This window comes from Agathobacter rectalis ATCC 33656, assembly GCF_000020605.1.
Classification (GTDB): Bacteria; Bacillota; Clostridia; order Lachnospirales; family Lachnospiraceae; genus Roseburia; species Roseburia rectalis.
In genome coordinates, this window is the sequence record NC_012781.1 from 493,690 (window position 1) to 506,940 (window position 13,251).

Here is a 13,251-nt window from a genome sequence, read left to right on the forward strand (position 1 = left end):
AGGAGAAGTAAATTGAATAAACAAAAAAGCGGTATGCGCGGAATAGGCGTATACATTATCATTGTATTTGCAGTAATCTGCATCTGGTACTGGCTGAGCGCCGGGGCTACATCAAACTCTTACACACAGAGTCAGTTCGAGAAGGATCTTGACAAGAATCAGGTGAAGAGCGTAAAGGTAGTGCAAAACAGGGAGATACCGACAGGAAGTCTGGAGGTGAAGTTCAAGGATGGCACATCAAAGGTGCTTTATGTATCAGATGTAAACAATATCGAAAAGACCATGACAAAAGCAGGGTACACCGACTATACAGTTGCGGATGTTCCGGCTGAGAGCTGGATTATGACACTGCTTCCGTATCTTTTGGTATTCGGAGCCATGTTCATACTCTTTGCAGTGATGAACAACAACGCAGCAGCACAGGGCGGCGGTGGCAAGATGATGAACTTCGGCAAGAACCGTGCGAAGCTCACTACACAGGAGGAGAACCATATCAAGTTTTCCGATGTAGCAGGCCTAAAGGAGGAAAAGGAGGAGATTGCAGAGATAGTTGATTTCCTTCGTGATCCGGGAAAATACACCAGACTTGGAGCAAGAATCCCAAAGGGTGTCCTTCTTGTAGGACCTCCGGGAACAGGTAAGACTCTCCTTGCCAAGGCAGTAGCCGGAGAGGCAGGGGTACCGTTTTTCACCATTTCAGGATCTGATTTCGTGGAGATGTTCGTCGGAGTCGGAGCCTCACGAGTGAGAGATTTGTTTGAGGATGCCAAGAAAAATGCGCCTTGTATCGTATTTATCGATGAGATTGATGCAGTAGCCAGACGCCGTGGCACAGGAATGGGCGGCGGACACGACGAGCGTGAGCAGACATTGAACCAGATGCTTGTCGAGATGGATGGCTTTGGTGTCAATGAGGGCATTATCGTCATGGCAGCCACAAACCGTGTGGATATACTTGACCCTGCTATCATGCGTCCGGGACGTTTCGACAGAAAGGTTGTAGTAGGCAGACCGGATGTGGGTGGCAGAGAAGAAATTTTAGGTGTCCATGCCAAGAAAAAACCTCTTGCAGAGGATGTAGACTTAAAGCAGATTGCACAGACTACAGCAGGCTTCACAGGTGCAGACCTTGAGAATCTGATGAATGAGGCAGCAATCCGTGCAGCGGGCGAAAACAGAGAATATATCACACAGGATGATATCAGAAAATCCTTCGTCAAGGTTGGTATCGGAGCTGAGAAGAAGAGCCGTATCATCTCTGACAAGGAAAAGCGCATCACAGCCTACCACGAGGCAGGACATGCAATCCTTTTCCATCTGCTTCCGGATGTGGGACCTGTATACACGGTTTCAATCATCCCTACAGGAGCAGGCGCAGCAGGCTACACCATGCCTCTGCCTGAGAAGGATGAGATGTTCAACACAAAGGGACGTATGCTTCAGGAAATCGTAGTAGACTTAGGAGGTCGTGTCGCAGAGGAACTTGTGTTTGACGATATCACCACAGGTGCATCACAGGACATCAAGCAGGCTACAAAGCTTGCGCGCGAGATGGTTACCAAATACGGTATGTCAGACAATATCGGTCTTATCTGCTATGCCGATGATGAGGAGGAGGTCTTCATCGGACGAGACCTCGCCCATGCAAAGAACTACAGCGAGGGCATAGCATCGGCAATCGATGTCGAGGTAAAGCGCATCATCGACGAGTCGTACGACAAGGCAAAGAGCATGATAGCAGAGTACCGCGAAGTGCTTGACAGATGTGCAGCACTTCTTCTTGAGAAGGAGAAAATCACAAGAGATGAGTTTGAAGCACTGTTTGACGAGGACAGCAAAACAACAGTTGGACATAATATTTAAAAAATAACTATACTTTTGTGCAGAATCACTATATGAAAAATATTAAATATAACTAAAGTACTATACAAATTGCATAAAAACAAACTACGATTTTTATGCAATTTGTGAACACTTATCGTTATAACCGTGATATTATAATAACCGTAAAAACCCCCCAATACATTATATAGTTTTTGCTATACCCCATAGTAAAAATACCTTCTCCTAAAAGGCAGCCGATCGTAGGCTGTCTTTTTTAATATCTATATTATAGCTATAAAGTAAGGGGATTGTGTGCCCGGGACGGTGCTTTGGTGGGGGATTGATGCCCTTACTGGAGCGCATAGAGAAGTTGCTTAGAGTCTGTCAGAATTATGCTTAGAGGAGCAGAAATGCCCGGCCATGGACGGCTGGGCAAGGCGTTATGCGCCATGGACGGCGCATAAAAGCCGGTTTCGTCTGTCATAGAAAGATTAAAAGCATAATTCCTACAGACTCTTAGCAGCGTAGCGTAGCGAAAGCGAGGGCATCAATCCCCCACCAAAGTATCGTCCCAGGCGCGCAATCCACGTATTAAAGAAAATAATTTGGTTACGATAAAATATGCTTGCATAATCACATCTGTTGTGATAAACTATGCAAGTATCGTAATTAAATACATGGGCAGATTCCCGAGTGGCCAAAGGGGACAGACTGTAAATCTGCTGCAACTTGCTTCGATGGTTCGAATCCATCTCTGCCCATTAAAAAACCTCAAGTCGTATGACTTGAGGTTTTTGTGTTATTCTGAAATTATCATTTAATCGGCCTGTGCCCCGGTGGCGGTAAGCACAGACTCCCATGCCATCGTATCAGGCCAGTCCTTTGTATCAAAGCCATCACGGATACATCTGCTGTAGTAGTCCAGCTTGTTTCGTATCGGCGAATCATCTGTGAATCTTGCATCATCATAGATGCCGTTAATATAATCATCTATCGCGGTTCCGAATATTTCAGAGCGGTCCTCTGTTGCAAAGGTCATGCCGTAGGAATCAATGAAATACCCGGATATGTGGTTCGATGGATCATCCGGATTGTAGTTTGCGTAGCTATCATCATAAGAGAAGCTGTCAGGGTTAAAGCTGTTCCATTTCCCCTCAGAAAACTCGCTCTTTTCATCGTAGGTGTGTATGAATGTAAGTCTCTGGTCAATCAGATGGGAAATCTCATGGCCTACAGTGTAGCTGAAATCCCAGCTGTAGTTGCAGTTTAGAACCATCACATTGTGGTTGTTTATTATATTTACGAAGCCGCTTGGCTCATTTATCATATCTGAGTGGCCTGATGAAATATCACCGCACAGATAGATTCGCATGCCTCTTATATCGCCATAACACAGCTGTGTGAAAAAGTCATCAGGGAAACAGCCAAGTATTTCCTCAAGCGAATCCAGAGCGACCGACAGCTTATCCTTGTTCTTAAATTGATGGATATCGTAGTAATCAATTCTCTTTGGCACCTCAGGCCCGAAATATATGGAAAAGCCGTATTTCTGTTCAAGCGCTGTGATACGTGCATTTATGTCGGATAAATCACCCCAGTCATATGAAGCGGTGTCAGGTATCAGGGTGACCTCGTCGCCGTATGTATTGTACTCGGAATCCTTCCCGGCCTCTTCCGTAGCTTCCTGATTTTCATCGGTACTGTCAGCGGGGTCTATGGCAGAATATGGGGATACATATGAGCCATCATCGCGTAAGGCCTGTAGCAGTGTATCACAGTCATTGTATGACGTGATTTCGGCTTTGCTGTCATTCTTGCCCTTGTCGAGTGACCAGATGAGAATTTCCGGGTTGCACTGCGCTGTGTACAAAAGCATCATCACACAGTTTGCATCAGGCAGATATACCGAGTTGGCAGAACAGTAGGTCTTGGTATCGGCTGCCGCAGAGTCGGATGAGCTGTCGGACATTTTGCCTGTGTTTCGAGTCGCCAGATTGTATGAAAAGGATGAACTGACACCGGTGGCGGGTGAATATTTATAGTAACTGATGATGTTGTCCGAGGATAAATCCTGGCATCGTATGAGCATGTCACCATCCTCTGCCAAAGTCACATCCACCACATCCGGCAGTGAAAAAAAGCTGTTTTCTCCATCGGATGAATGATAGTTCCAGATATTGTTGGCCGTATCTGCCTCGATTACAAAGCCCTTTGAGTCGACACATGACATGGAAAAACTTTGTCCTTCGTAGGTTGAAAGCACTGTGTTATCGTCAATCCTTATATCAGAGACTGCATATTTGTAGGTATCGGGTGTGACACCTGACACGAGAGCGTATTTTCCGTCAGCGGAGGTGGCAATCTGTGAGACATCATAATAATTGCCGGGATTCGGCACATCGCCATCATCAGAATCTGATGTATCGCAATTGCCATCATAGTCCTCAGGATTATATTTGCAGGTTTTTATCTCCTTTAAATCCTTATCATAGATTGTTGCCCTGCCGGCATCGGAATTGATGAGCCAGAGTCGGTCACCTTTTATCATGTAGTCATCACAGTCGGTTTTGTCGTGAGTGAGGCTTGCCGTGATTTCATTGGACCAGGGATTATATACATCAAATGAATACTGAACAGATTGATCATCGGTCTCTATGATGGAATTATTGTAGCTGCCCTGTCCTACCATAAGGATGTTATCACCAAACTGTCTTGTATCATTGTACGGCTGCCCCTCAAAGGCGACATTGTGCAGGATAGACAGATTGCTGCTTCCTTTAACACTTGTGGTATCCTCCCAAAACGCAGGTGATTTGTGCAGAATAGCCTGCTTTTGTGCGGGACTCTTAAATAGATAAGAGACATCCGAAAAAGAGCAGGCTGTCATGGAGATTGCACTGAAAAATACCAGCGAATATGTAATTAAAGTGGTTACATGTTTGCGTTTGAACAATTTTGACTCCTTTGGAAGGTGGTGTATATGCAGGCTATTCCTCAGCAGCATGTGCGGTGGAAACTCGTGCAGTAGATTCTCTTTCAATCAGCATCGGACGTAGCTGTGTGCGGCTGATTGGAATATGGTGAATGAGCGAATTCAATATAATATATGCACAGCGGCCCAGATCATTACGCTCCTGTCTGATAGTGGTAAGAGGAGGGGTAAGGGCTGCGGCAAACTTGACATCGTCAAAGCCTACCACACTTATATCATTTGGCACATTGAAGCCGTGCAGCTGGCACTCGGAGATAACACCCTTTGCAATAGTGTCGCTTCCGCAGAGGATAGCGGTGGCACCTGCTGCAATAAAATTTGAAACGTAATACTGTGCGGTTTCAGGAATATAGTAGCCGTGTCCCATGAGCTCCGGGTAGATTTCAAGACCGGCATCGCGCATAGAGTTTTCAAAGGCTTCCTGACGCTGATCTGAAACCAGGGAAAAAAGAGAACCATTGATAAAGGCAATCTTTTTATGACCCAGATTGTGCAGATGCTTTACAGCCATGTCAATGCCCTCGTAGCTGTCGGTGCCTACATAGGCTACATTGGGATTGTTTTCTATATAGTTATCAAACAAAACGGTAGGCATTGTAGTATTTTTGAGCTGCTGCATCCATTCATCGTGAAGAGCAAAACCTACCAGAAATGCGCCACAATAGCCATTCTTTAATATATATGTATCATATTTTTCTTCTGCCTGAAGCTGAGGTGTGACAGGGATGATGTCCACGTCCCATTTGTGCTTAAAAGCATTCTGTTTGAAACCAAGCACTACATCATATCCGAACTCATCGATAGACTCGTAGTTCATATTTTCAATAAACAGAGCCAGCTTGCGGTTTTCTACCTTTCTGGAGCGCTTTGTGCTGTAGCCCATTTCGACAGCAGTGTCTAAAACTGTCTGACGAAGCTCCTCACTTATATCGCTGGCACCATTTAATCCCTTTGAAACAGTGCTGATTGACACGCCCAGCCGGGCGGCAATATCCTTAATAGTAGCCATAGTATTTGTCCTTTCTTATGTGATAATTAAATTATACATTTACTATCAGAAATAGGCAATATTTTCTGTAATAAATTTTTCGAAAAAAATCTTCGAAACTGTGGTAATAACTACCAAAAAATGAATGTAAATTACGTGAAAAATGGCAAAAATGAGTTTAAAACCACTAAAAAGATTGACAAATCTGACAATAGGAAATAAAATAATCTCAGATACGAAAAAAATAGAAAATTTTAGGAAAGAGGAATGGTAATTTGGAGGCCAGAGAAAATCTCAGAGGCTCCGGAATACTTCTTTCAATCTCGAGTCTGCCGTCACCATATGGTATAGGTACTCTTGGGAGAGAGGCTTACAATTTTGTTGATCTCCTTGGTGATTTGAAACAGAAGTACTGGCAGGTTCTTCCGGTTGGCCCCACCATATTTGGCGATAGTCCATATCAACCATCATCAGGCTGTGCGGGCAATATCTATTTCATAGATTTAGATAAGCTGGTAGATGAGGGGCTGTTAGAGAAGGAAGAGATCCTGGGGTATAACTGGGGCACAGACGAATCAGAAATTGATTATGCAGCATTACATCAGAACAGATGCAGGATTTTACAAAAAGCGTTTGAAAGATTTGATACAAATGCACAAGAGTTTCAGGATTTTGTAAAAAAACAGTCGGAGTGGCTTGAGCAATATGCATTATTTATGACACTGAAAACCGACAATTTATACAAAAATTGGAGCGAGTGGCCAAGCGAGTATAGAAATCCGCAAACGGTTGCGCTTGAAAAGTACCAAAAAAAGAATTATAATACAATTACTTTTTGGAAGTTCTGCCAATATAAATTCTTCGAGCAATGGGAGGATTAAAAAAATTATGCTAACTCAAAAGGCGTCTACATAATAGGCGATATCTCATTCTATGTAGGATATGACAGCGTAGATGTGTGGGCAGAGAGACAACTCTTTATGATGAGCGCAAACGATACACCAGAGTATGTTGCAGCTGCCGGCCCTGATAAGTATTCAGAGAGCGGACAGGTGTGGGGCAATCCGATGTATGACTGGGATGCCATGAAGGAGGACAATTTCTCATGGTGGAGAAAGCGAATGCGTGTATGCAGAGAGCTTTTTGATATTGTCAGGATTGATCATTTCGCAGGAATTGTGAAAGCATATGCGGTACCGTACGGACAGGATAAGAGCCTATCCGGGAAATGGTTCAAGGGACCGGGACGCAGGCTTGTCAATGCAATTAACGAAGAGCTCGAAGGGGTTAATGTAGTGGCTGATGATTATACATCAGCAAGCCTTTTACCGGGAGTGAAAAAGCTCCTTGCAAAATCGGGCTGGATGGGAACTAAGGTCATGATGTTCGCTTTTGATGGTGATCCGACAAACGAATATCTGCCACACAATTATACCGATTCACATGTAGTTGCATATATTGGCACACATGACAATGAGACGATAGTTGGTTCATTCAGTGACAAGACAGATTATGAGCTTGCTTATATGTATGAGTATCTGAATATTGAAAATAAATCACAGGTTCCAAATGCTCTTATCAGGGAGCTGTATCACAGCACCGCAGAGCTGGCGATAGTCCAGATGCAGGATATATTAGAGCTTGGAAATGAGGCAAGGATGAATTATCCTTCGACAGTCGGACATAACTGGAGATGGCGCATGACAAGTAAGCCACACAGATTGGACAACGAAAAGATAGCCTGGATTAGAAACATTGCGGTGGTTTACCGCAGATAATTAATTTGATATAAGTTGCACGGCAATTTATATATATACTTTTTTACATTTTATATTCAAAAAGGAGAGGAAGATATGAAGAAGAAAGTATTAGCATCTTTACTTTGCGCATCTATGGTAGCAACAATGTTTGCAGGATGCGGAAGCAGCAATGGAAATGGAACAGAGAAAGCCGACAAGAAGGCCGGCGGTAAGGAGACCATTACAGTAATGGGACCTTCAGAGGACTTAGATGATGCAAAGGGTGCTTGGCTCAAGACAGAGTGCGAGGCATTTGCTAAAGCAAATCCTGATTTCAACATCGAGTTCAAGTATGTTACATCATCTGAGAGTGATGCAAAGGACGTTGTTACAAAGGATCCTAAGGCAGCAGCTGATGTTTACATGTTTGCAAACGATCAGCTTGAGCCATTAATTAAGGCTAATGCTATTGCTAAGTTAGGTGGAGAGGCAGCAGATTATGTTAAGACATCTAACTCAGAGGCTATGGCAGCAACTGTTACATATGATGGAGACATCTACGCAGTTCCTTATACATCAAACACATGGTTCATGTACTATGACAAGAGAGTTTTCTCTGAGGATGATGTAAAGAGCCTTGATACAATGCTTACAAAGGGTAAGGTTTCATTCCCATTTGATAACGGCTGGTATCTCAATGCATTCTATGCAGCAAACGGATGTACAATCTTCGGAGACGGAACAGACAAGGCTGCCGGATATGATTTCAGCGGAGATAAGGCAGTAGCAGTTACAAACTACATCGTAGATTTATTTGCAAATCCAAACTTCGTAATGGATAACAATGAGGGATCACTTGGTCTTGCTGGACTTAAGGATGGTTCAGTAAACGCTTACTTCAATGGTAACTGGAACTATGACGCAGTTAAAGAGGCACTTGGTGAGGAGAACGTTGGTGTTGCAGCTCTTCCTACAATCAATATTGGTGGAAAAGACTGCCAGTTAAAGGCATTCTTAGGATCTAAGGCTATCGGTGTTAACCCTAACTGCAAGAACCAGGAAGTAGCAGTTAAGCTTGCAGCATTCCTTGGAAGTGAGGATGCACAGCTTGCTCACTTCAAGTTAAGAGCACAGGCTCCTGTAAACAAAGATCTTGTAACAAACGAGGAAATCGCAGCAGATCCTGTAGCAGCAGCTATGGCTAAGGTTTCATCTGATTGTTCAGTAGCACAGCCTATCATTGATATGGCAGGTTACTGGGATGCAGCTACACCATTCGGTGATGCTTTCCAGAACGGTGCAGAAGGCCAGATTACAAAGGACAATGCAGCTCAGAAGACAGAGGACTTCAATACTCAGCTTAATGATTCTCTTAAATAATTAAGTAGATCAGATTATGATTCCAAGGTTCCGGGTAGCCGGAATCTTGGAATAAATTAGTTTAAAGGATTGGCATATATAATGCATGCCAGGAGGAAAAGTATGATAGGAGCAAACAAAAAAGAAAAAAGTTTCGGAATTTGCTACTCCGTATACTGTTGGCAATGCCCTCACAAAAGGCGGAGCTACAGTTAAGCTATCGGCACTCGTAATGGGTCTTGCCAATATGGCTCATAAGCAGATTATAAAGGGTCTGATTTTTCTTGCTATAGAGATTGCATATATAGCATATATGGTTAGCGCTGGTGCTTATTACATTTCCATGCTGCCTTCACTTGGCTGGAGAAAACAGGAAGAGGTATTTAATGAGCAGAAGCAGATTTATGAATATGTTGCAGGCGACCAGTCAGTATTATTACTGTTATATGGCGTCATAACAATTGCCATCACAGTATTATTTATTTACATGTGGTGCGAGAATTTAAAGAGCGGATATAAGGCAGAATGCCTTTCAAAAGCTGGAAAAGAAATCAATTCTTTTGGCAAAGATGTCAAGGATTTATTTGATAAAAACCTACATAAGACACTTATGTTTCTCCCACTTATGGGAATATTTATTTTTACAGTTTTACCATTGCTGTTCATGATTCCAATGGCCTTTACAAACTATTCAGTAAAGGGTGATCATCTGGTATTGTTCGACTGGACAGGCTTTGCCTCATTCGGACAGGTGCTTGGACTTGGTGGTAAGCTTGGTAAGATATTCTGGAGAGTACTCGGATGGACAATCTGCTGGGCTGTATTTGCAACCTTCCTTTGTAACTTCCTTGGACTCATTCTTGCTATCGTTATCAATCGTAAAGAGACACATTGCAAGGCCTTTTGGCGTACATGCTTTGTTATCTCAATTGCGGTACCGCAGTTCGTATCACTCCTTGTAATGAGACAGATGTTCCAGCAACAGGGTGCTGTTAATAACCTGCTTTTGGAGTGGGGCTGGATTGATAACCCGCTTCCATTCTGGACCAACACTATGTGGGCGAGAGTTTCTGTTATTCTCATCAACTGCTGGGTAGGTATTCCGTATACCATGCTTCAGGTTACAGGTGTATTACAGAATGTGCCTTCAGAGCTTTATGAGGCTGCAAAGATTGATGGTGCAAACGCAGCACAGATCTTCTTTAAGATCACACTCCCATATATCATGTTTATCATGGGACCATATATCATCACACAGTTTACCGGAAATATCAACAACTTCAACGTTATCTACCTGTTATCAGCAGGAAAGCCTACACCTGTCGGAGACAGTGCAGGAAAGACGGACCTTCTGGTTACGTGGTTGTACAAGCTGACTATTGATAATCAGGAGTACAATATCGGTGCCGTTATCGGTATCCTCACATTCATTGTACTTTCTATCGTAGCGCTTGTTACATACAGAAATACAAAATCATACAAGGATGAGGAGGGATTCATGTAATGAGTAGTGTAGCAAAAGCAAAAAAACCTATGTCTGCCGGACGTGCTAAGAAAGTAGCAAAGAATTCCCTTGTTCATATCATTCTTGGAATACTTGCTGTAGTATGGTTGTTCCCAATTTTCTGGATTATTATGACAAGCTTTAGAGCTGAGAGTGGTGCTTATACAAAGTACTTCTTCCCACATGGCCTTACATTTAGCAACTATACAAGGCTGTTTACAGAGACTACACTGTTGAACTTCCCGAGAGCATTTTTTAATACACTGTTTATTTCAGTGATCTCATGTATCATTTCAACAGTATTTGTACTTTCTGTTGCGTATAGTATGTCACGACTGAGATTTAAGATGCGTAAGCCTTTCATGAATCTGGCTATGATTCTTGGATTGTTCCCAGCCTTCATGTCAATGGTTGCCGTATACTTTATCTTAAAGGCTATCGGACTTACAGAGGGAAGTATGCTTCGCCTTTCATTGATTCTCATATACTCAGCAGGAGCAGGAACAGGCTTCTATATCGCAAAGGGATTCTTTGATACTGTGCCTAAGTCTCTTACTGAGGCGGCTATCCTTGACGGATGTACACAGTTCCAGGTATTTTACAAGGTTATCCTGCCACTCAGTAAGCCAATCGTAGTATATACAGTACTTACAGCATTCCTTGCTCCATGGCTTGATTTCGTATTTGTAAGGGTTATCGTTGGTCCAAACGACAAGTATTGGACAGTATCTCTTCTCCTTTACAACATGCTTGAGAAAGAGTTTATAAACGGATGGTTCACAAGATGGGCTGCTGCTGCAGTTATTGTATCAATACCTATCTCAATACTTTTCGTTATCATGCAGAGATTCTACGTGGATGGACTTACAGGAGCTGTCAAAGGCTAATTTGGTTTTATTTAGGCCGCTGCACTTTTGTGCGGCGGCTTTTGGTTTATATTGGGTTGTGGCAAACTTTGGGGGTGTGTGGCAAACTTAGCACTTTCAGGTTGTGTGGTGCCGGTGTGGCACACAGTGCTAAGTTTGTTGCTACTTTGTGAAAGATGTGAGAATATGTGTAGTGATTTTGTAGATACAAATTTGTTCAGAATTTAGTTAAGAAAAGGAGTGCGTATGATTAATAATAAAATAGGCGGCCACAACATGGTCGGCAGGGCTGTGAATAGATTGGCGGGCAGGTTGACTGCTGTGGCATTGACGGCAGCTATGGCGGTGTCAATGCTTGCGGGATGTGCTGCGGGTGGAAAGAATACCGAGACGGCAGCAAAGAAGGAGTACAAGCCTTCCGCTATGGAGCAGATGAATGCGAAAAATGATCCTAATGTGATTCAGGACAATTACAGGACCTGCTATGAGGTGTTCGTATACAGCTTTTTTGACAGTGACGGTGACGGCATTGGGGATTTAAAGGGACTTACAGAGAAGCTTGACTATATCGAGGGACTTGGCTGCAATGAAATCTGGATGATGCCTATTATGCCTTCTCCTTCATACCACAAGTATGATATTACGGATTATATGAATATTGACAAGCAGTATGGTACTCTGGATGATTTTGATGCGCTTATTACGGAGTGTCACAAGAGAAACATCAATGTGATTATTGACTTTGTAATAAATCACACATCTAACGAGCATCCGTGGTTTAAGGCGGCTGCTGATTATATCAAGTCGCTTCCTGATGGGGCAGAGCCGGATTCTTCGGAATGTCCTTATGTTGATTACTATAATTTTAGCAAAACCAATACCGGAGGCTACAACCAGCTGCCGGGCACGAATTGGTATTACGAGTCACAGTTTGTAGACAGCATGCCTGACCTTAACCTGCAGAGTGAAGCTGTAAGAGGGGAGATTGACAAGGTTACATCCTTCTGGCTTGACCGCGGCGTAGATGGCTTCAGACTGGATGCTGTGATTTATTACAATAATAATAACCAGACTGAGACTATAGATGACCTCACATGGCTTGTAAACAATGTGAAGAGCAAAAAGGCCGATGCTTATATGGTTGGTGAGGGCTGGACTACATACAGAGAGTATGCGAAGTATTATAAGAGTGGAATTGACAGTATGTTCAACTTTGATTTTTCACAGCAGGATGGATATATTGGAAAGGTGTTAAACGGTACAGCAAATCATGGTGCCAGCACATACGGCAATGCTCTGGTTGATGTGGAAAATGAGATAAAGAAGTATACAGACTCATACATTGATGCACCGTTCTATACAAATCATGATATGGGACGCAGCGCAGGGTACTACAACGGAGATAATGCCGAGGAGAAAACCAAGATGGCGCAGGCCATGAATCTTCTTATGCCCGGAAATGCTTTTCTGTATTATGGAGAGGAAATCGGCATGAGAGGCACAGCCAATGATGAGACGAAGCGTCTTGCCATGAGATGGAGCGGGGATTCAAAAGCTAAGGGAATGTGTGTGGGACCTCAGAATGCAGAAGAAACCGAGCAGACATATGATACCCTTGATAAGCAGATGGAGGATCCATACTCTATTTACAACTTTGTGAAGCAGACAATATCAATAAGAAATGCTTTCCCGGAGATAGCACGAGGTACAAATACCTTTGAAAAGGATCTGTCAAATGATAATGTGTGTATATTCACAAGAGAGTACAATGGTGAGAAAGCAGTGCTTATATTTAATCCATCAAAGGATGAAGCAAGTGTGGATGTGTCATCGCTTGGAGTAAATGATGCTGTTGCAATGCTTCAGACTACAAAGAAAGCACCTTCATATAAGGATGGAACGGCAAAGCTGCCGGCGTATTCGGTGCTTGTTTTGAAGTAAAAAATATTTGATGAGAATAAAAATTTAAAAGTTTAAAG

The 13,251-nt window shown here is 43.1% G+C and carries 7 protein-coding genes, 1 tRNA gene and 1 pseudogene; 7 read left to right on the top strand and 2 right to left on the bottom strand.

Going from position 1 to position 13,251, the window contains the following annotated elements; translation table 11 throughout:
- Positions 1-33 precede the first annotated feature (33 nt).
- Entirely contained in the window at positions 34-1,863 is a 1,830-nt protein-coding gene (ftsH, locus tag EUBREC_RS02395) for an ATP-dependent zinc metalloprotease FtsH (protein ID WP_012741443.1), read from the top strand.
- 640 nt (positions 1,864-2,503) lie between these two features.
- A tRNA-Tyr gene (locus EUBREC_RS02400) sits at positions 2,504-2,585 on the top strand.
- A 56-nt stretch (positions 2,586-2,641) separates the two neighbouring features.
- Here the strand turns inward: EUBREC_RS02400 and EUBREC_RS02405 are convergent.
- Entirely contained in the window at positions 2,642-4,777 is a 2,136-nt protein-coding gene (locus EUBREC_RS02405; protein WP_306718638.1) for a hypothetical protein, read from the bottom strand.
- Between the two features lie 34 nt (positions 4,778-4,811).
- A complete protein-coding gene (locus EUBREC_RS02410; protein ID WP_012741446.1) occupies positions 4,812-5,825 on the bottom strand; it encodes a LacI family DNA-binding transcriptional regulator in 1,014 nt (337 codons plus the stop codon).
- A 254-nt stretch (positions 5,826-6,079) separates the two neighbouring features.
- Between EUBREC_RS02410 and malQ the strand changes: the two are divergent.
- From malQ to EUBREC_RS02435, 5 genes and pseudogenes are all read left to right on the top strand, one after another.
- Positions 6,080-7,582 (top strand): annotated as a pseudogene (gene malQ / locus EUBREC_RS02415) (4-alpha-glucanotransferase).
- 75 nt (positions 7,583-7,657) lie between these two features.
- Complete coding sequence (locus EUBREC_RS02420; protein ID WP_041253847.1) at positions 7,658-8,923, top strand: extracellular solute-binding protein; 1,266 nt, start codon at positions 7,658-7,660, stop codon at positions 8,921-8,923.
- Between the two features lie 211 nt (positions 8,924-9,134).
- A complete protein-coding gene (locus EUBREC_RS02425) occupies positions 9,135-10,406 on the top strand; it encodes a carbohydrate ABC transporter permease (protein ID WP_012741450.1) in 1,272 nt (423 codons plus the stop codon).
- Positions 10,406-11,293 (top strand): sugar ABC transporter permease, encoded by an 888-nt coding sequence (locus EUBREC_RS02430; protein ID WP_012741451.1) that lies wholly within the window; start codon positions 10,406-10,408, stop codon positions 11,291-11,293. The genes EUBREC_RS02425 and EUBREC_RS02430 overlap by 1 nt, the downstream gene beginning before the upstream one ends.
- A 225-nt stretch (positions 11,294-11,518) precedes the next feature.
- Positions 11,519-13,213, top strand: coding sequence for an alpha-amylase family glycosyl hydrolase (locus EUBREC_RS02435; protein ID WP_012741453.1), 1,695 nt, complete (start codon positions 11,519-11,521; stop codon positions 13,211-13,213).
- Positions 13,214-13,251: the final 38 nt, after the last annotated feature.